Genomic DNA, 20652 nt, shown 5'->3' on the forward strand with positions numbered 1-20652 from the left:
AGAGATTCTGTTCTTGTACTCTATCTTTATTGGTTCTCTGCTCTCCACTCATCGTATTGTTTTTGGATTTCTTCCATTACTTTGTCGATGCCAGCTTCTTTCAATTTTTCATTTGCTTTCGGCAAATATTCTTCCGGGTCTACTGAACCGGTATATAAAGCTGGAGCGAATTCATCCATCACATTGGAAATGGAAGCTATTTCTGTCCGCACCGGGTTTGTGTCGAAATGGAATCCTAAAGTAGGTGCATTGGTTGCTGAAGCATTGAATTCTTTGAAAGCATCCCACTTATCATCCGGATCTTCTTCATATAGATCGAGAATGAATTGGTTTCCGAGGGTGTAACTGGAAATGTTGTAATTATCAAGTCTTGCCGGCAAATCCTTAATTTTCCCATTGTCCAGTTTCTCGTAATGTTCTCCCTCGATTCCTTTATCCATCAGATTACGAAGGTAAGGGTCTGTGTTCAACAAGTTCAGAAATTCCATCGCTTTTTCTGGATGCTTGGATGTAGAAGAAATCGCCTGAATGGATCCGGTCACCGATCCGTTGAACACGATAGGGTCGTGAACCGGAGCCACAGCTACGTCATAGCCGGCATTTCTTGACCATAGCAACTCTGCGTACGGCTGGTAACCTTCTTTTCTAACAAACCAGTTATCCACTTCAAACGGAAACGTTTCTTTGCTGGTAGCAGCATCCTTCAAAATGTAACCTTTTTGGTAATATTCATGCATCGTTTTCAACGATTCCATCATTTCTTCCGATTCATATGGATTCACCACTTCTTCGCCGTTTCCATCGAGTCTCACCGCAAATGGCATTTGTTCATTGAATATATAATCGAATGGAAGGAACGGTCTCCAAAGAGAAGAAGCGCCTGACGTCGCCAGCGGGGTAACGCCTGATTCATTTTCTTTAATGGTAGCAAGCAACGGCTCCAAATCTTCCAAACTATTTACATTTTCAATACTAAGATCGTTTCTTTCCAACATTTCTTTATTAAATACATATACGGCTTGTTGGCCAACCTCTTTGTTTGCCGGTACGCCATAAAGCTTCCCATCGATTTTTGCCCCTTCCAGAAGTGCAGGATCGAGTGTTTCTTTCAATTCCTTCCCGTGCTCTTCCAACAAGTCATCAATGGCCAGGAAGGCTCCTTTTCTGGCATTCAGCGTATAATTGTTCAAATAGGAAGCTGTAAAAGCGATGTCATAGTTTTCACCAGAAGCAGTGATCACCTGCATCTTCTGCTCATAATCGCCCCAGTCGATCATCTTTAAATCGATTGTCGCATTGATTTTTTCTTTCACATATTCGTTTACCTTTTCCATTACTTTGTCCTCATCCGGCTGCGGTGCACCTACTGTGTACCATGTCAGCGTGACTGTTTCCGATTCTTTCCCTTCGCTCGATGCTTCATCCGACTGGTTGGAGCAAGCCGTCAACAACATGATGAAAAGCAGACCAATGATACCGACAAAACGAAATCTCTTCATAAAAAATTCCCTCCTGAATTATTGTATTTTTTATTCTTTTACGCCTCCGACAGTCAGCCCCTGTATGAAAAATCGCTGAAAGAAAGGATAGGCTACTGCTATTGGCAGGGTAGAAATGACTACCATCGCCATTTTCGCTGCGTCTTTTGGGATGGCTGCCAGCATTTCTGCTGATTGTCCGCTGACCAGGGTATTCTGGGTCAGAAATTCGATGTTGTTTTCGATTTTCATTAACAACGACTGCAAAGGGACAAGTTGCGGTTCATCGATGAACAATAAGGCGTGGAACCAATCATTCCAGTATCCGAGTGTACTGAACAAGGCGATGGTGGCAATCCCCGGCAGTGCCAATGGAAAAACTATTTGGAAAAAGATCCGCCACTCGCCTGCACCATCGATTCTCGCCGACTCCAATAAAGGTTCCGGAACAGAGCGAAGAAAGAAAGTCCGCATAATCAAAATATAAAAAGCATTCACTGCCAATGGGAGAATCAGTGCCCAAATCGTATTTTTCAAATGAAGCAGCTGGGTTGCCACTATATACAGCGGAACCATTCCACCGTTGAAAAGCAATGTGAACAAGGCCATGAAGGTAAACAGCTTCCGATACTTGAACTGTTTTCTTGATATGGCATAAGCAAACAATGCAATTGTCAACACACTGATTATCGTTCCGAGCACTGTGACGATAATGGTAATCATATAGGACTGAAGCAATTGGGCTTTCATATCCCACAGGTAGCTGTAGGCAAAAGTGCTCCACTCTTCGGGGATCAATTGAAAGCCATTTGTTGTAAGCGCATTTTCATCTGTAAAGGAAATGATGATGACGTAAAGAAAAGGGAACAGACATAAGAACGTGAATGCCGCCATCAAGACGTTTACAATGACATTCGGAATTCCTGATAACTTGTCATTGTTCAATCGTTTTCGTTTTTTTTCGCTATTCTTTACCGGAGAAAGGGCCGGCGGTTGTTGTTCTATTATATCGTCTTTTCGCTTTGCCATTTTTTCGCCTTCCTTCCTGCTAGAATAATGCCGAATCTTTATCGATTTTTCTCACCACATAGTTAGTTGCCAACACAAGAATGAATCCGACAAGTGACTGATACAGTCCTGCTGCTGTACTCATGCTGATTTCGCCCAGATTCATCAAACCACGATACACATATGTATCGATGACATTCGTGACATCGTATAAAGGACCAGAGTCCCTCGGCACTTGAAAGAAAAGCCCGAAGTCCGAATTGAAGATATTCCCGATGTTGAGAATGGTCAGGACGATGATCAGCGGCTTGATCATTGGAATGGTGATGTTTTTGATTTGCTGAAGCTTGCTTGCTCCATCGATCATCGCCGCTTCGTAATAACTCCTGTCAATTCCCACAATAGCGGCAATGTAAATAATGCTTCCATAACCTACCGTTTTCCATAAGTTGGTGAAGGTCAGAATGTAGGGCCAATATTCCGGATCGTTATACCAGGAAATCGGATCTCCTCCCAACCATTCGATCAGGCTGTTAACCATCCCGCGGTCCGCACTCAAAAAGGTGAAGACAAAATAACTAACGACTACCCATGAAAGAAAGTGCGGAAACAGCATACCGGTCTGATAAATTTTCGCCAGTCTTTTATTCGCAATTTCACTGATCAATATGGCGATTGTTACAGAAATAATCAAACCTACGACAATGAATACCAAGTTATACAACAGGGTATTGCGCGTGATGATGAATGCGTCGCTGGAGTTAAACAAAAATTCGAAGTTTTCCAGTCCTACCCATTCACTGCTCATGACACTGGAAAAGAAACCGCCTGCATCATAACGGAAATTTTTGAACGCAATGACTGTACCGGCCATCGGCAAATAGGAAAAAAGCACAAACCATACAGTCGCCGGCAGCACCATCAATAACCAGACCCGATTCTTCCAGATGTTGCGTAACCAATTCATCAGGGGCCAACCTCCTTCCTTACCTTCATTATAAGAAAGGGCTTTCATATAGGATAGTTGATAAATTTAAGATTCAATGTACTTATTTTGTAAACGTTTTATTTTCTGAAAATATAAAACCTCCGATGATTGATGCAGCACTAAAAAGGCTTTGCCTAACCTTTGCTTTGATCGGCTCCCTCCCCTTTACCGTGGTATTTTGTGAACGAGTCCAATTAATCGACCATATTCATGGCATGTTGAGGACATCGGGGATTAGCTGGAGGATGAGGTAGATAATAGCTGATGAAAACCTTACTAAATATAAAAATGCTTCTAATGGCCAATTAAGGGAGGAATAAGATATCTGCTCAGAACAAAGCATTAACAAGGTTGATAAAATGATTGAGAGCAAGTCAATTAGTCTATAAGAAAAAAGGATTTTAGGGCAGGCAATCTTTTCCCCTTATTGACTGCTATTCGGTTAATATGTAAAATAATCATATTACTTGTCAAATTTTTGGATATTTTTTTATTGGTAGGGGTGAGCTCAATTGTTAGAGGTAGATGAAAAATTAAAATATTTATATGCAGCGGATTTTTTTAATTTGAAATCAAGTTATTGTGACTTTAGTGGAAAAAAAAGTTTGTTAAAGAAAAAGAACAACAAAAAATATTTCCTTTATCGTGAAAATGGAGAAGAAATAGTAAAGACCAATCTCCATTCTTCTATGGAAGTCATAGAGATAATTTATCATAGAAATAAACAGATTATATTTTATTCAGATACAAAAAACAGGGTAGCATTTATAATTGCTAAAAGACACAAATATTTAACACCTAAAAAAATTGTAGATAAAGTTGAAAAGGATCCATTGTATAGATCTTTGGCTTTTATGTTTTTAACAACGCTGTGGTTTGTAGGGGTTTTAAGATTTCGCGATAACAAAGATATTATTGATATCCAACTGTCTTTAGGTTACCAAAAGAGTAAAAATTATAAAGTGGTATTCCTATTTCCTAAATCTTTACGGAATAGATTTTCAGATTATACTAGTAAACTCACCCTCTTACTTCACGCTTATGTAGTACGCATCCCGCTCAAAGATATTTATCGGCATTACTTAAAATCTAGTGACATTAACATCCCTATATTTATAAAAGTGGTAAATGAAGATATCAACTATTATTACAACTATAAAGCAGACTTTATAGATGCTTATGATAAAAATCACTTTGTCTTCAATACACGCTCAGTAAAAGTTGGTAAAACAGATACAGAAATGTTCTTAAGAAAATCGGTAACTGGTCAATTTGTACTAGTAGTAACAAGCACCCTTAATAAGTCAACTATTGTAAAAGAAAAATTAGCGTTTGGACTAACTTTATTTAGCAAACACAAGGAAAAATATGATATATATTTTGAAAAGTTTGCTGCAGGTGCAGCCGAGTCTGGGTTTGAATTATTTAAATACTCGGTGAAACAAAACGCTAATAGCATATATATATTAGACAAAAATAACCCACTCTTTAAGGAAATTAAGGAGAAGTATCCTAAAAACCTTTTTGCAAAAAATAGTTTTTTAGCCTTCTATTATATTTTCTTAGCGAGAAGTTTCATATCATCTGATTTGGTTACTCATGTACAAAGACGTTTATATGACAATGATTCGTTATTAAAAAAGAAAATTCTTCAAAACAAGTATAAGTTCTTTTTACAACACGGTGTCTCCTTAGCCACAAATCTATTTGAAAGGGGATATTATAACAAGAAGGTGCCCATCGCTCCTGACTATATTATAGTTAATTCAGAATTTGAACAAGAACTATTTAGAAAAAACACACAGTACACCAAAGAGGAATTGATTATATCTGGATTGCCAAACATTGATTTGTACGTAAATTCACGAAAACTACCTAAAACTGATATTACGTTTCTGTTAACTTGGAGACCGTGGGACTTAACTGGGAAAATCGAAAAAGGAAGCTACTTTGATCGTTATTTAAGCTTTATTAAGGAAGTGCAATCAGCAGATTTTTATAAAGATAAGAGGATGAATATAATTTTGCATCCTAAGGCTAGAATCATTTTACAAGAGCAGTTTCCTGAGTTTTATGAGGAAAACAAGCATTATTTTTATCAAGGAGATATAAAGGACGCATTACTAAAATCCAAAGTCCTTATATCGGATTATTCTTCAGTTACCTACATGGCTTTTGCCGGAGGAAGTAATATCGTTTTTTATTGGGAAGACAAAGAGAAGTGTGAAGAAGAATACGGATCCCCAAATATTTTACAAGAAAATATTGCTTTTGGAGATATTGCATATGATTTTAATGATCTAGAAAAACTAATAAAGTGTAATTATTTGAGTAAACAAAAAAGCAGGTACCAAAAGAAGTATAGTTCCCTCGTTGAATGTACTGAAGGAAAAAATACTTTTAATACCTTCAATAAATTAACCAACATACTGTATTAATAACTATGTAAAAGGCCCAAAAACAAAAAAGGGCCTTTTTTTATATCTCATCCAAGCATTCCACTATTGTGACAGGGCCTCTTCGCCGGAAGGCGCTTAATGTCACTGCCCTCTAGAAAATACCATTCCATCCTTTTGAATTAAACCATCGAAATAGAGCATGGCCTGGATTAACCAAATGATGTTTCCTTCTGCTCCACGCTTACAAGGGAAGTAGCAATCGTTTTAGGTCTCCATATTCCATCATCAACTACAAAGTTGGCGCCACGCATTCAACTAAATGCCAAACCCGCTACTGCGTCTAAATGGTCGGCCGCCATTCGGACGGAGTAGAACCTACGTATTTTTTGAATTGCTTATAAAAGTAAGCGGCATCCGTGTATCCCACTTTCTTTCCTACGGTACCCGCTTTTAAATGGGAATTCTTTAATATTTCTTTTGCTTTTCCGATCCTGTATTCATTTAGATAATTGGAGAACGACTGACCTACTTCGTGTTGAAAGAGTTGTCCCAAATATATATTGTTGACATGGAACTGGTAGCTTAAAGTTTTTAAAGACATCTCTTCCTGATAATGGTTTTCAATATATTTCAGGATGCTTTGGATAATCGGACTTGCTCCCTGACTCCATTTTGATATAGAGTCTCCCAGCCGCTCGATGAAGCAATCCAGTATCTGTTGCATTTCTTCGCGAGTCTCAGCGCTCGAAACAAGGCGAAGGAAATCAGTGTACACTTGTTCCTCGACATACAAATGAAACTTCTGTTTCAGTTCGATGGTCAGCTCATATAAAAATGCTCTGAGCTCTGTCGGACTGTCATTTGTTACATTTTCCCAGAACCCTTGATATACTTGTGCCAACCATTCCTTCGCCCTGTCTATGTTCCCTTCGGATAAACATTTTATCAACGGTTGATTGTTCAGGTTTTTGACCGCGAATTGTTCGTCTGGGCTGACTAAAAGCTGGTCGGCTATGATGTGCTTTCCTTTTGGCAATAATAGCTTCAATTTGCTCAGCTGTTTCATTTTACCGAAGCTCGATGGGACTTCATCAAGATAATGAATCGGATTTCCCACCGTTATATAAAATTCATCTAGCTTTCCGCTTAAACAACCTTCCAATGCATTCAACTTTTCCCTTGAAATTTCAGGCGAAGCTTCGAGTGGAAAAACGACTACTAACTCCTGCTCAGGGGTTTTCACCATATCGGCACCTGGCAGAATAGCTTCTATATCCTGCTGAATGTCCCCGAATGTCTCACTTGGCAACCGATTTGTTTTTGGGAAATGAAGAAGAGCCAGCTGCAAAGGAAGCGATAATCCTTTCATTCCGTATAAAGACAGACGCTCCTTTAAATCCGTATAGCCCATATTTCCGTTCAGCCAACGCCAAATGGCGTTATCCCTGAGGATGTCGCTTGTCGTTTCATTCATATAGGCTCTATCGATCTTTTCCTTGACGTTCTTGATTGTTTCAATCAGTTCCTGCTCGCGAACCGGCTTCAATAAATAATTTTCGATGCCAAGCTGAAGACCTTTTTTAATTAAAGGAAATTCTTGATAACCGGACAGGACGATGAATTTCATTTTCGAACCTGACTGCTTCAGCTTCTCGATCAACTGCAAACCGTCCATTTCCGGCATTCGTATATCGGTGATCAATAAATCACAGGCGCATCGACGGAGAGAAGTGAATGCTTCTTGCCCGTCTTGAGCGGTTCCGACCACTTCAAACCCGTATGCATTCCAATCAATCAAAGAAGTCAGACCTTCCATAATCAACGGCTCATCGTCAACAATAAAAAGTTTATACATCTTCCCGCACCTCCATCTCATTGATTGGCAATCTTATTAAGATTCTAGTGCCATCCTCTTCTTCACTGCTGATTTCAAGCCCGAATTCATTGCCATACTTCAACCTGATTCGTTCATTTACGTTAAACAATCCCAGTGACTCATTGTTCGGCAGTCCATTCCGTAAATTTGATTGCAGAATCTTCTTTTTTTCCCTTTCGATTCCTTTACCATTATCTGCTATGGAGATCAGTAGACACGCCGATTCCTCATATACGGAAATCACCAGCGTGTTATCGTATTTATTTCTCCTTATTCCATGGATAATATAATTTTCAACCAGCGGCTGCAAAATGAATCTTGGCAAGCTTTTATCCATTAAGTGAGCGGGTAATTGAACATCGAATTTCAATTTATCCGGCTGTCTGACTTTGAATAGTTCTACATATTTAGATACATGCGCAATTTCTTCTTCCAAGGTCACCACATCGTCCTGCTCCAAGGAATATCGGAACATATCTGCCAACAGTACGATCATATCCGCTGTTGTGCGTGAACCGTCAGATATGGCCTTCATACGGATAGACTCTAACGTATTGTAGAGAAAATGCGGGTTGATTTGAGTTTGTAAGTTCTTCAATTCCGCTTCTTTTTGCTTGATGCTGGACAAATAGATCTTTTTTATATAGTTGTTCACATCATCTAGCATGATATTGAAGTTCCCGGCAATGATGGATAAGTCATCTGTTTCCTTTTTGATAGGGATACGGACGTCCAAATCCCCCGCCTGGACCTGTTTCATGGTTTGTTCGATGGATAGAAAGCGTTGTGAGTATCGTCGAATGGACCAATAGGTAACTAGAATGGCAACGACCGAGATAAACAAGGTGATGCCCAGCATAGTTTTGCGCCTGGTCGTGACTTCTTTTATTTTCGATTCAGCCAGCACCGCCACCACCATATAACCGCCACTGCTGTCGGTGAGGGAATTTGTATAATAAGTGGAACCATTTGATACAAGATCGGCGGTTTGGTCCCCGAAGGCAAGCTTTTCCATAGGATTGATTGCTAATTTTTCTCCAAACCGGAACAGCAGTTGCCGGTCATCATTGTATATATAAATGGAAGCTTTCACTTGGTCCTTTTGCAGCTTCAACATCCGATTCACTTCATCAAAGCTGTAATAGGCATTCAAATAGCCAACCAGATCGAGCGTAACCGGGTTATTGATATTGGTAGAAACCTTCAACAACTCGCCGGAATGCATGATATCTGCCGGCAGCTTCCCCCGTGTCTCTTCCTTGCTCAGATTCCAGGCCTCATTCTTATAAATCTGGTAATACTTTTCTCTCTCAGCAGGATCTGAAAGAGAAACAGCCGTTATCCCGTCATCCTGTGAATAGAAGCTATTTAAAAAGGTCCCAAAATGGGACGGGACTGATGAACCGCTCATCGAATACATGTCCAGCCGATAGGAAAGATAGTTATTATAATCATCCTGCAATGCATGGGTCACATCTTCAATCAAATCCCGGTCATAGTATAATTCACGAACAGCTTTGGAAACCTTCTCATTTTTATCCTCGATAAAAGAGGTTATTTTTTCGACTCGCTGATAGGACTTGTCAATTTCTTTTTTCACTACCACGTCTGTATAATACTTGTCTGTAATGAAAAACAGCAAAAACATGCACCCTAAAATGATGGCAGAATAGATTAGCAGGATACGGTGGAACATCCTTCTTCGAAAAAATCGTGCGAGCCTCTTCAACCTCTTTTGCACTCCCATTCCCCCAATAAATAGCCCTGGATAGCATTACGTACATATGTGATAAGGAGAACCGTGAGACAGAAGCCCACGGTTTCTCGGTCATTTATTCAACTGTTTATATAAAGGACTGTGCTTTACCGCTTTCCCTGCCATGCTCAAGACAAATTCACTGAACATCGAGTTAGCCCAGGCAAACCAGCTTCTCGTGAACGAGGCGGGATCATCTGCATGGAACCCTTCATGCATGTAGCCCTCTTTTCCATCTGTGGTTGAAAAATAGATTAATATTCTTTCTTTCTCTTGTTTCGACGCGGTGGTCATCCCCTGCACAGCGAGCGCAATATGCCAGATATAATGGTCGGGGGTGTGCGGACTGCCTATACCTGCCGCTGCATTCCCTTCATAATAATATGGATTGTCCCTGCTCAGGATCAGTTTTCTAGTATTTTGATAAGTAGCATCATCAAAGCTGCAATAGCCAAGATAAGGCGCTGCCAAAAGACTGGGAACGTTTGCATCATCCATGATATGGTATCTGCCGAGTCCGTCTGTTTCATATACATAAACTCTACCATAAACCGGGTGCTGAATCGTACCGAATTTTTCGATTCCTGTCCTGATTTCTTCGGCGAGGGCGGCACTTTCTTTTTCCAGCTTTTCCTCTTTTCCATACCTGCACATTTCCGCTGCATATTCCAAAACGACTACAGCAAACATATTCGCCGGAACTAAATATCCATAAAGACAAGCATCGTCACTCGGACGGAATCCGGACCATGTCATCCCTGTCCATGCCGTTTCAGATCCTTTTCCATTCCGGATAAGCGTATCGGAAATCCTTACATCATTTCTCGTGAATCGGTATAACGATTGCTGTTCATGGTTTTGTTCCACTTTCCAAGTCGATAGGATGGTGTCGAGCACTTGGTAAAACTGATCATTAATGACGGAGTCATCCCCTGTTTCCTTCCAATAAAGATAGGCAAGTTGAATTGGATAACAGAGCGAGTCCACTTCGTACTTTCTTTCCCAGACAATCGGAGCCATGGTCGTTCCGTCTGTTTGATGGCCATTGCTATTGGGTTCTTCATTAAAGGCATTGGCATATGGGTCCTGTAAGATATAACCAAATTGACGGAAGATGACCCCTTTGATAAATGCCGCGACTGCTCTGTCTTTTGAAGCAGCCATCAAGTATGGCCTGATTTGGGATGTGGAATCCCTGAGCCACATGGCAGGTATATCACCCGTAATCACAAATGTCGTCCCGTCCTCTTTTTTCCGTAAGGTAGTTTGATAGGTATTCAGGAAACAGTTACGAAAAAGCTGTTTTATAGAAGGTTCATTTCCAAAATGCTCATTGACTTCTTCTATGATACTTGCCAAGCCTGAAGGTATGGTTTGCTGTTCAATCTTCATTTTCATTGTCCTTTCTGAATCCATAGGTCACTATTTTATATGGTTCTACCACTGTATTGACTGACCGTGTCCGGCCGGACGTTTCTCCCAGCTTTTCGACTATGCTGCTTTGGTAAAAATCCTTATATCCATTTACTTGTGCTTGTAAAGGAACTGGCTGTTTTACAGGGTTGAACCAGCGAATGAAAAGGTCCCCGCTTTTCCCTATCTTCATATTCGATAATGCCAACCCGTCCTGGTTCCAATCTAAGTATTCCATGACCGAAGGCAGCGTCCCCGGATGTTTCGTCGTTTGCTCGCTGAAACACGGAATCAAATATTGATATGCTTCTTGAAATGCTCGGGACTCGAGGACATTCCCTTTGTGAGGGATGATCATCCACTCAGCGGTGTTTTCACCTAAACATTGAGCTTCCGGAGTGGGAAAAACACCCCAATCGCCCATTTCCCCGACACTCCGCAGAATTGTGACCGCAACCGTATTGCGGTCTTCCAAAACTTCATACTCATTCAATCCCTTGGTGGCTATCGTCAACCCGTCCACGTTATCTGATATACTGACAAACTGTTGCAGATGGTGATCAAAAATAGGGTTCTCCCACTCTCCCTCAGGCTTGTTCGGTCTTTCGGCAATTTCAAACACACTGGCCGCATGATGATGATCGGCGATAAAGTCTGTCGGGAACAATACACGGAGCCGGTGATCATTTAAAGAATTATCAATGGATGCTTTTATTTTTGGACCTTTCGCGTTTTTTTCCAGGCTTATCCATGTCTTGATGCTAAGTACTTTTGTTTCGCTCAATCGGCCGGCCTGACGATCCGGATGCCAGACAAGGCTTTGCCTTTCCTTATCCAACAGCTCGTCGGCTTGGGCTGGAAGTTCCCATTCGTGGATAATTTCCACCTGTGCTTCCAAGGGGGTGTCCTTGATAATTTGTACATTTGCTTTTTCCTCAATTGTAGAGTACTGTTTGCCATCACTTGTCTGTTTGAACATGTATTCATTTCCAATATCTCCAGTATCTTGATAAACACCAAGCTTTCGGTATTGTTTACCGGTTTCCTTATTCATTAAATCATAGGAACCATCGTCGTGGATGGTCAACCGCACATGCTCATTTTCCAATTGCCGGTCGCCTGTAAAAAGCGTAGATTCATTATTTTCTTTATTTTGTTCTGGCAACAGGTAGAAAAGGCGATAACCAAATGTCGGAAGACCATTTGCCAAGAAGGACACCTGTGCCTTTTTGGCATAATAAGGTTTTCGAAAACGGTCATCCGGCAAATCGTAATCAAACTCCACTCTTTCATCTGTGATTTCTGCATGGATGGCAAGACCGCTTGCATCATATAATTGAAACTCCGGTGTTCGTTTTGATGCCAAGTAGTCTGGTATTTCAGAGAAAGGCTTTTCGTCAAAGAAGACTTTTTCCAACTCTACCGTTTTTCGGATCAACGTGTCGCGATTCCAACCGGACGTATTGTAAACTACAATAGGAACAGCATCTTCTGGTAGCCAGGAAGTATCTATTTTTTCTGCTATCGATCGGGATGACTGTCCAATGATCAAATTTGCTGCTGATTCAGCTTTGTTAAAACGCGTTTCCATTTCTCTATGAACTTCATCTACGCTGCAGCCACATATACTATCGTGCGGATGATTTTTCATTAGTGTTTTCCAGGCATATTCCAGGTATTGCTCCGGATACGGTTTTCCTGTTAAGTGAGCCATTGCAGCCATTGGTTCTGCACCGTTTTCCAACAATGTTTGGCATTTTTGATTCATTTGCTTCAAATAAATCCTTGATGAAGCAGTGTTCACCAATGTCGACCAACCATCCGTCTTTTGATTGCGGAGTTCGCCATGAATGGTTTGCAGAGTACTCGGCAAATGCTGTTTTAAATCATTTTGATAAGTTTCAAAGCTGGAGTGAATAAACTCAATGTCGGGATAAAGCTCTTTCGCAGTCTGGAGCGCTTCAGGCAAATCTGCTTGAAGCGGTTGATGGTCGCAGCCATTCATAAACAGTAATTGATTGGTAGAAGCGTACTTTTTTGCATCGGCAAGTTTTTGGTCCCAAAAAGCTTTTGCTTCTAACCGGTTAACCGGTATTTCGTTTCCATTTGAGTACCAGTTTGCAAAAAGAACGCCCAAAACCGAAGAACCATCCGGCGCTTTCCACTCCAACTCTGAATAGGGAGACTCAAAATCAGCGGAATCCATCACCATATTATTAAAACCGGTCGGTTTAACTCCTCGCCCGAAAGCTGCTGAATCAATTCCTGCTTGCTGTAAAATTTGCGGCGCCTGCCCATAAATGCCGAAAGTATCCGGAAAATATCCCAATTTAACATAACGGCCATAAGCCTCTGCATCTTTCAGACCATAAAGAAGATTCCGGACATTCGATTCAGCACTTGTCAAAAATGCATCCTGCAGGACATACCATGGCCCGATATGTAACTTTCCAAGTTCGATCATTTCTTTTACTATTTCTTTTTCATCCGGTCTTATCTCAAAGTAATCCTCCAGAATGATCGTTTGGCCGTCTAAATGAAAACTCTCAAAATCCTCGCCTTTTTCATGTTTTTCGATTAGACGGTCTATAAGATCTATCAATAAAAAACGGTGTTTTTCAAATTCCATGTACCATTCTCTATCCCAATGAGAGTGAGAAATAATGTGTACCCTTGTCTTTTCTTTTTCCATACATATACTCCTTTTCACGCTATTTAGTCGGATACTGCGAGTTTATTAAATTGTTTGATTAATATATTCATGATCCAATATGCCGGAAGTACTCCGGATAGGAATGGGATCAATCCCGGCATTTGATAGATAAAGTAACCAATCATTGCAATCCCTATTAGAATCAAGACATTTTGTTTAAAGCTGATCAGCATGATGATGAATGGTTGTTTCAAGTATTCTTTAAACGGAAGCTGAAAATGAACATACACAGAAAAAAAGTAAGTAAACGACAGCAAATAGATAAGAAATACAAAGGATAGAAAAAAATACACGATAACCGCTAACACACCCGGTATCTTATTTGCCAACAGAATATCGATGAAAAGAAAAATTCCTACGAGCAGGTATATCATCCCCAATGCATTCACATTCCAAAAATGCTTTCGGTAACACTGATGAAAGGATGACCAAACAGGAAAATCCAGGTCTCCTCTTGTCCAGCGCCGGACTGTAGCAAACAAAGCCAGGGTTGCCGGAAAAAAGCCAAGCAAGATTCCACCCATCAATATGTGGATCCACCATGCGAAATTTGTTTTAATGAGCCGCATGATCCAGTCACTCGTTTCCACTAAAAAAGTTCCGAATCTATCCTTCATAAGAACCCTCCCACCAATGAAATCGCTTACGTGTTATTTTAGCCTAAAAAAACAGCCAACGGGGAAGTCCGTCAGCTGTTTATCAAATAATTTCATGCTACCTAAAATTTTTACAGTTATAAAACATTTTTTCAGGCTTTAGGAAGGGGAAAAGTTCGAGTTTTGAATTGGTGTACTTTTTTCAACTACATATAAAACAATAACCCGAAAAACCTTGCAATTTCAGCTCATAGGAATATAGTTCGACCTATTATGACAGCGCTTTGTAAGTTCTATTACAAAACCATTACAAGGCTAGTAATCTGGCAAATTCATGCTATATTGGAAAAGTCATAAAACATCTGAGGAGTGAAGGAATGAAGACTAAAAAGACATTATTGTCTTTCGCAGCAACTGTCGCTATCGCATCTGCTTTTACAACTAACGTTGAAGCCGCCTCGTACACAGTAAAATCTGGGGATACCCTTTGGGGAATTTCGCAGAAATATGGCACATCCGTTTCCAACTTACAATCTATCAACAGCATTTCCGGCCATATTATTTATCCAGGCCAGGTAATTGAAACGGACTCTAACAAATCTACTACTACATCTTCCAACAATACAGCTAGTTCCAGTTCATCTACTACATATAAAGTGAAAGCTGGAGATACGTTATCACATATCGGTGTCAAATACGGTGTTTCTGTAAGCAACTTGAAGAAATGGAACAGCCTTTCTTCTGATTTGATTTTTGTGGGACAAACCTTGAAGATTAACGGGACTTCCAGTTCTTCACCGAAAACACAAGTGAAATCTTCTACAGTAAGCAATGGTTCTGCTCTTGTAAACGAAGCAAAAAAACACATCGGAACTCCATATGCATGGGGTGGAACGAGTCCGAGCGGATTTGACTGCAGCGGTTTTATCTATTATGTATTCAACAAAGCTGGACAAAACGTATCCCGCACCAATGCTGCCGGATACTACAATCAATCAACCAAGATCAGCAGCCCACAACCAGGAGACTTAGTTTTCTTCAAAAATACCTATAAATCCGGTATTTCTCACATGGGTATTTATGCAGGAAATAACCAATTCGTACATGCAAGTTCAAGCGGTGTACAGCTAACAAGCCTAAGCAACTCCTACTGGAAAGGTCACTTTGCAGGCTACGGCAGCTTATAAGGCATTTTAATACTTTGAAGAATACAGGACAGATCGAGAGGGCAATCTCGGTCTGTCTTTTTTATTTAAACCCAATTGCGGGCTGCTGTAAACTCAGTTGTACTTAGGGACAGATCTCTAGGGATAGAGTTGGAATTACTGTTTATATACCCCCTGTTTGGATAGTTAAACCACTTTTTTAAATTTTTTTCGTTTGTTGGAGGGGCAGGGTAAAGGGACAGTCCCCCACCTTGGCAGCGCTGCGTCTTGGTAGTGTGTTGGGGGACTGCCCCTTCCGGTTTAATCGAATGCATGTTAGTAATGATTATTGGAATGATAAGCGTACAGGAGGTGTAAGGGATGGCTCAAGACGTGTTGTGTGAAGTGAAAAACTGTAAGTATTGGGCACACGGCAACAAGTGTGCAGCAGATGCTATCTATGTCGTCAGTCATACTGGCAAAGAAGCTTCAGACCAAGAAGAAACAGACTGCCAAACATTCGAGCCAAAACACTAAGCATCTTCTTGTAAGGGGCCTGTCGAGGGACAGGCCCTGGTTTTAAAACAGACACATTCAACGTACTATGATAGACGCGGTGATCTTCTTTTTCAGATTTTCGCTCTTCTTTCCGGGGAAGTCGCTCCTCTTTTAACTCTAGTTGATCTTCTTCATTCGAGTTGATCTTCTTTGCCCGATTTTCGCTCTGCTTTCCAAGGAAGTCGCTCCTCTTTTCGGACTAGTTGATCTTCTTTGCCCGATTTTCGCTCTGCTTTCCAAGGAAGTCGCTCCTCTTTTCGGTCTAGTTGATCTTCTTTATCCGGATTGATCCTTGGTTTTTGTTCGTCCTCATCCGGTAAAGTCGCTCGAATTTGGTTTTCAAACACTAAATGACGAACCATTCTATTCCATAAATAAACCCGTCTAACCAAAAGTAAGACGGGAGACTCTAACTTGATACATTTTCCTGATTCTTCATTAAAGATTAACCAAATCGTCCAGTACTTGTGCTCAAGAGATTGCTGTTATTTACCCAACCGTTTCTGTGTAAAGGAAGAAACCCACAAACTAAGAAAGGAAAAAAATAGCAGTGGAATCATCAACGTCAAGGCCAACGAATTAAGCATGGCCGGCGGCTGTGATCCCGATCCTTGCAACACGCTGAAGACCATTACGTTCAATGTTTGTGTTTTCGGACCTGAAATTAACAGTATAATAGTAAAGGTATTAAACATCCTGATGAAAATGTTTATAGCCGAGGCCGTAATCCCGGGGACGATTTGCGGAATGATCACCCGTTGAAACAGTTTGAATTTGGATGCTCCCAAAGATTGTGCTGCATATTCCAACCTCGGGTCAAGTGATTCCACGTAAGGAAGAAGGATGAACACCGAAAAAGGTATCCCCACAATCAAATTAACGACGATTAAACCAGTCATTGTTTCCGCCAAACCGATTGAATAGAAAATAGAAGCTACCGGTATAGCATAAAGAAGGTCCGGCAACGTAAACGGCATTTGAAAGAAGCCGAGAAGTGCCTGTTTGAAAGGAAAATCCCTTCTAGCTAAAATATATACTGTCGGCAAACTTAATATCAAAGAAATAACGGTAGCTGTAAGGACGATTTCCATTGTGATTTTAAAATATTCACCAACTTCGTATGCCTGCCAGGCATTCACGAACCACTCAATGGTATACCCCTCTGGTAAAATAGTTCCGTACCATTCTTCCCCGAAAGCACTTAAAATAACCGCCAAGGTCATCCCCAATACAATGGTCAGGAATAAAAGTATCAACACCCAAGAAGATGTCTTATAGCCACCTTGCAGCAATTTTCCTTTCTTACTGTTTCTTAATGGTTTTTGATGCTTCCCTTTCACAACAGGAGTTTCTGTTTCTTCCTCGATGATCGGTTTTTCCGCTCTCATGATTCCTCACCTCTTTCTCTACTTAAATGTGCTAGCCGAACCGACAAACCCGCGTTTTCTTATTGCAAATACGATAGCCAACACTAATAACTGTGTAACTCCCATGACAATAGCTACTGTGTTTGCCATATTGTAATTAAAGTTTCGCATCGCTTCTTCAAATGCCACAACCACAAACGTCCTTGTTTCAGAAGCAGGATTACCGACAATGACTGCAGTAGAATAAACCCCGATTTGCATAATCAGATTCAGGGCGAAAACCGTTAATACATTCGAGCGGATCAATGGCCAGAATACCCGCTTAAATGTGACCCAATGACTTGCTCCAAGCGTTCTTGCCGCTTTTTCCAAACTGGGATCGATTGAATCCATCATACCAACTAGATTAGAGGCAATAAAAGCTACTCCCAGAATGATCAATGCGATAAAAGCACCCCAATAGTTATAAACCAATGTAAACGGTTCATCCAGTATGCCCATGTTAATCATTGTCGTATTAAACCATCCTGTCGGTTTAAAGAAGGCGATAACAGCCATATCAATGATGATCGAACCCAGGGTTAAGGGAAATATCGTCAAACCGGCTATCAACCCGCCCCCTCTCATTTTGCCTCTGATAAAATAAGTGATGCCAAAAGCAATGAACAACTCCAGAATTGCGGCCGGGACCACTAAGTATAAAGTTCGCCAAATCGTGTCATAGTACTTTGCATTTGTGAAGAACTCGATATAATTATGCATCGTCATTGCCGATGAACCAGGTTCCTGAAAAGTCATGATAAACCCTTTTAACAAAGGATAGACAAATAATAATAAAAGAGGAAGCAATGACGGGAGAAGCAGGAGATAATCTCTTTTCCTGGTAAACACCTCTTGGTTCATGGTCTTCACTCCTTGTCGATGATTAATAGTTTGTCGGGATCAAGGTAAAGCTTCACTTCTTCACCCAATGCATAAGGGTTGAGTCCTAACACATTAATTTTGAACGTCCGGCCGCCAGCTGTTTCTACCTCATATCCTGTTGCACTGCCAATATAGTCACTGACTGTTATGTATCCTTGCAGTGAATTCATTCCTATTTTGGCATCTGTAATGATTTCCACCATCTCCGGTTTGATCGTCAAGATGACCTCATCTCCAACCTGGTGCTTTTCATCCTGTTTTACTGCCAGACGGACCGAATCGTTGTTCGTCTCGAAAATAAAATACTCATCCTGTACATCGACAAGCGTTCCTTCCAGAAAATTACCATATCCGATAAAATTCGCAACAAAATAATTTTTCGGCCTTCCAAAAATCTCCTTTGGCGTTCCAATTTGTTGAATAACTCCATTGGACATGACAGTCACCTTAGTAGAAAGCGACAAAGCTTCTTCCTGATCATGTGTGACGTATATTGTTGTGATTCCCAGCTCATTGTGCAATTTTTTCAATTGCGTCCTCATTTCTTTGCGCAATTTCGCATCCAAGTTACTTAACGGCTCGTCGAGCAACAATACACGGGGGCGGATTACAATGGCACGTGCCAAAGCAACTCGCTGCTGTTGCCCGCCACTCAAATCCTTGATGAACCGATTTCCTAAATCGGTTAGCTGCACCATGTCGATTGCTTCATTAACCCGTCTCTTCTTCTCCGCTTTGTTTATTTTTCTCATGTCCAACCCGAATGCAATATTCTGCGCAACAGTCATATGGGGAAACAACGCATAATTTTGAAAAACCATGCCGATATCCCTACGGCTCATGTCGATTTGATTAATCGGTTGACCGTTAAAAATGATATCACCGGAAGTGGGCTGCAAGATTCCCAAAATCATGGATAAAATCGTTGTTTTTCCACAGCCACTGGGGCCGAGCAGGGTCATAAATTCGCCGTTTTCGATGGTAAGACTGGCATTTTGAACAGCAGTAGTAGAACCGAATCTCTTCGTTAAATCGTTGATTTCGACTTTTGTAGATTCCGAAACAAAACGTTTGCTTTTTAAGGCCTGTGCCAAGATCTTCACTCCTTTATTTCCCCGCCTTACTAAAAGGCGGGGTGTATTCTGCACTGTCGATTTATTTCGAAGCTTGAATTTTCTCTTCCCACAAACTATAGCTTTTGTTCGTTGGTTCTAAATCCGGGAATAATACCCAGTTGTCTTCAGGAACATAAATGGTGTCTCCATCTTTAAATTCTGGCATGACACCTTCCAAATATTTTTCATAAGTGGCTACGCGCTCTTCCTCTAAATACTCGGGGGAAGCATCTCCGTTTGCTGGTAAAAAGCCTACAGCATAACCTTGTGATTGAATTTCTTTAGAGGTGGCAAATTCAAGAAAATCCAATGCAGCTGCCTTTCGCTCTTCTGGCAAATCCTTCAGCATTACATAGAAATGGGAATCGATAATTTGTTTGGTATCCTCTAATACGACAGTTCCAATATTGGGCGGGACCGTTCCTGTGGCTACTAAGTTGGCAAACCAGAATGGTGTATGCGGGATGATGTCCACCCCTCCCTCATAAAGCATATCAAAGCTGTCTGACGTCTTGGTTGGGTAATTATCAATCGTTTCGCCTATATCCTCTAAGTACTTCCACGTTTTATCGAGGGACTCAGGATCATTAAAGTCTTCCCCCAGCGATTGAGCCAAGCCAAAGAAAAAGCCTCGTGCAGGTCCGCTGGAAGGGACAGCTGGATAAGTAAATTTACCTGGATTTTCGGCAATCCAATCTTTCAGTTCAGCATAACTGGTTGGCGGGTTATCTACTTTGTCTTTGTTGTAAGCAAGAATCGGACCTCCTGAGCCTGTTGTAACAGGTGCGCCATAACCATCGAACTTTTCTTTATAAGCGCTTCCAATTTCGTTCCATTGATCAGCATGGACCTCTTCACTATAATCCGGCAACAACTGCTCCCATAGACCATCCTTGATTCCCAATGGCAATCCATCTAAACCAGTGATGACCACATCAATCGTTCCGTTATCCCCTTGCGTTTTTATCTTGTTAATTACCTCTTGCGGGGTACCCCGCCCATATTCAACGTTGTATTTGTCGCCATACTCCTCTTCGAACATCGGAATCACGATGTCGTTATAATATTCATCACCACCGGCAACTGAATAGACTGTTAGTGTCGTCTTTCCTCCAGAACCACCGCTACCCTCGGCACCGCCATTGCAAGCTGAGAGCAACAGCCCAATTACAAACATTGTCGTTATCAAAAACAGTTTTTGTTTTTTCAATTCATTTCCCTCCCCAAAGTTTTAAAAATATATCAAAGCACCATAGACTCTGCTGGATTGATTCTCAGTGAATATTGCCGAAAATCACCTCCTTCAAGAACCGTCT

The 20652-nt window shown here is 41.0% G+C and carries 16 protein-coding genes; 3 read left to right on the top strand and 13 right to left on the bottom strand.

Translation table 11 applies throughout. The annotated features are described in order from the left end of the window. Positions 1–26: 26 nt before the first annotated feature. Genes ABVF09_RS15030 through ABVF09_RS15040 form a run of 3 tightly spaced genes read right to left on the bottom strand, consistent with a single transcriptional unit; the run spans position 27 to position 3456 of the window. Complete coding sequence (locus ABVF09_RS15030) at positions 27–1499, bottom strand: ABC transporter substrate-binding protein (protein WP_371069554.1); 1473 nt, start codon at positions 1497–1499, stop codon at positions 27–29. Positions 1500–1529: 30 nt separating this feature from the next. Next, the gene (locus ABVF09_RS15035) at positions 1530–2507 is read right to left on the bottom strand and encodes a carbohydrate ABC transporter permease (protein ID WP_026771840.1); all 978 of its coding nucleotides are present in this window, start codon (positions 2505–2507) and stop codon (positions 1530–1532) included. A 19-nt stretch (positions 2508–2526) separates the two neighbouring features. Continuing rightward, on the bottom strand, positions 2527–3456 hold the full coding sequence (locus ABVF09_RS15040) for an ABC transporter permease (RefSeq protein ID WP_371069593.1): 930 nt from the start codon (positions 3454–3456) through the stop codon (positions 2527–2529). Positions 3457–3986: 530 nt separating this feature from the next. On the opposite strand from ABVF09_RS15040, the gene ABVF09_RS15045 reads away from it, so the two are divergent. Then, complete coding sequence (locus tag ABVF09_RS15045) at positions 3987–5912, top strand: CDP-glycerol glycerophosphotransferase family protein (RefSeq protein WP_371069555.1); 1926 nt, start codon at positions 3987–3989, stop codon at positions 5910–5912. Positions 5913–6213: 301 nt separating this feature from the next. Here the strand turns inward: ABVF09_RS15045 and ABVF09_RS15050 are convergent, their stop codons facing one another. The 5 genes from ABVF09_RS15050 to ABVF09_RS15070 form a co-directional block, all read right to left on the bottom strand. Next, positions 6214–7728 carry a response regulator transcription factor gene (locus ABVF09_RS15050; RefSeq protein ID WP_371069556.1) on the bottom strand — a complete coding sequence of 505 codons (1515 nt, stop codon included), beginning with the start codon at positions 7726–7728 and terminating at the stop codon, positions 6214–6216. Beyond that, positions 7721–9391: a sensor histidine kinase gene (locus ABVF09_RS15055; protein ID WP_371069557.1), complete on the bottom strand. Its 1671-nt coding sequence runs from the start codon at positions 9389–9391 to the stop codon at positions 7721–7723. The genes ABVF09_RS15050 and ABVF09_RS15055 overlap by 8 nt, the downstream gene beginning before the upstream one ends. Positions 9392–9577: 186 nt before the next feature. Beyond that, the gene (locus ABVF09_RS15060; protein WP_371069558.1) at positions 9578–10897 is read right to left on the bottom strand and encodes a glycoside hydrolase family 125 protein; all 1320 of its coding nucleotides are present in this window, start codon (positions 10895–10897) and stop codon (positions 9578–9580) included. Then, positions 10887–13610 carry an alpha-mannosidase gene (locus tag ABVF09_RS15065; RefSeq protein ID WP_371069559.1) on the bottom strand — a complete coding sequence of 908 codons (2724 nt, stop codon included), beginning with the start codon at positions 13608–13610 and terminating at the stop codon, positions 10887–10889. Before ABVF09_RS15065 ends, ABVF09_RS15060 begins: the two co-directional genes overlap by 11 nt. Positions 13611–13633: 23 nt before the next feature. After that, on the bottom strand, positions 13634–14248 hold the full coding sequence (locus ABVF09_RS15070) for a YesL family protein (protein ID WP_051390475.1): 615 nt from the start codon (positions 14246–14248) through the stop codon (positions 13634–13636). A gap of 356 nt (positions 14249–14604) precedes the next feature. On the opposite strand from ABVF09_RS15070, the gene ABVF09_RS15075 reads away from it, so the two are divergent. Together ABVF09_RS15075 and ABVF09_RS15080 are read left to right on the top strand one after the other, a co-directional pair. Then, a complete protein-coding gene (locus ABVF09_RS15075) occupies positions 14605–15414 on the top strand; it encodes a C40 family peptidase (protein WP_026571265.1) in 810 nt (269 codons plus the stop codon). A gap of 339 nt (positions 15415–15753) precedes the next feature. Further along, positions 15754–15909: a DUF1540 domain-containing protein gene (locus ABVF09_RS15080; protein ID WP_074599965.1), complete on the top strand. Its 156-nt coding sequence runs from the start codon at positions 15754–15756 to the stop codon at positions 15907–15909. Between the two features lie 152 nt (positions 15910–16061). Here the strand turns inward: ABVF09_RS15080 and ABVF09_RS15085 are convergent, their stop codons facing one another. From ABVF09_RS15085 to ABVF09_RS15105, 5 genes are all read right to left on the bottom strand, one after another. Next, a complete protein-coding gene (locus tag ABVF09_RS15085) occupies positions 16062–16277 on the bottom strand; it encodes a hypothetical protein (protein ID WP_371069560.1) in 216 nt (71 codons plus the stop codon). Positions 16278–16415: 138 nt separating this feature from the next. Beyond that, complete coding sequence (locus ABVF09_RS15090) at positions 16416–17318, bottom strand: ABC transporter permease (protein WP_371069561.1); 903 nt, start codon at positions 17316–17318, stop codon at positions 16416–16418. Between the two features lie 18 nt (positions 17319–17336). Then, a complete protein-coding gene (locus ABVF09_RS15095) occupies positions 17337–18200 on the bottom strand; it encodes an ABC transporter permease (RefSeq protein WP_153463400.1) in 864 nt (287 codons plus the stop codon). A 5-nt stretch (positions 18201–18205) separates the two neighbouring features. Then, positions 18206–19315, bottom strand: a complete 1110-nt coding sequence (locus ABVF09_RS15100; protein ID WP_371069562.1) for an ABC transporter ATP-binding protein — start codon at positions 19313–19315, stop codon at positions 18206–18208. Between the two features lie 61 nt (positions 19316–19376). Next, a complete protein-coding gene (locus tag ABVF09_RS15105) occupies positions 19377–20546 on the bottom strand; it encodes an extracellular solute-binding protein (protein WP_051382140.1) in 1170 nt (389 codons plus the stop codon). Positions 20547–20652: the final 106 nt, after the last annotated feature.

This window comes from Sediminibacillus sp. JSM 1682029 (assembly GCF_041366435.1).
Taxonomy (GTDB): domain Bacteria; phylum Bacillota; class Bacilli; order Bacillales; family Amphibacillaceae; genus Sediminibacillus; species Sediminibacillus terrae.

Excerpts from the sequence above, each read along its gene's own strand:
- ABVF09_RS15035 (WP_026771840.1), bottom strand. The coding sequence starts at position 2,507 with ATGGCAAAGCGAAAAGACGATATAATAGAACAACAACCGCCGGCCCTT.
- ABVF09_RS15080 (WP_074599965.1), top strand. The coding sequence starts at position 15,754 with ATGGCTCAAGACGTGTTGTGTGAAGTGAAAAACTGTAAGTATTGGGCA.
- ABVF09_RS15065 (WP_371069559.1), bottom strand. The coding sequence starts at position 13,610 with ATGGAAAAAGAAAAGACAAGGGTACACATTATTTCTCACTCTCATTGG.
- ABVF09_RS15060 (WP_371069558.1), bottom strand. The coding sequence starts at position 10,897 with ATGAAGATTGAACAGCAAACCATACCTTCAGGCTTGGCAAGTATCATA.
- ABVF09_RS15095 (WP_153463400.1), bottom strand. The coding sequence starts at position 18,200 with ATGAACCAAGAGGTGTTTACCAGGAAAAGAGATTATCTCCTGCTTCTC.
- ABVF09_RS15050 (WP_371069556.1), bottom strand. The coding sequence starts at position 7,728 with ATGTATAAACTTTTTATTGTTGACGATGAGCCGTTGATTATGGAAGGT.
- ABVF09_RS15090 (WP_371069561.1), bottom strand. The coding sequence starts at position 17,318 with ATGAGAGCGGAAAAACCGATCATCGAGGAAGAAACAGAAACTCCTGTT.
- ABVF09_RS15030 (WP_371069554.1), bottom strand. The coding sequence starts at position 1,499 with ATGAAGAGATTTCGTTTTGTCGGTATCATTGGTCTGCTTTTCATCATG.
- ABVF09_RS15075 (WP_026571265.1), top strand. The coding sequence starts at position 14,605 with ATGAAGACTAAAAAGACATTATTGTCTTTCGCAGCAACTGTCGCTATC.
- ABVF09_RS15070 (WP_051390475.1), bottom strand. The coding sequence starts at position 14,248 with ATGAAGGATAGATTCGGAACTTTTTTAGTGGAAACGAGTGACTGGATC.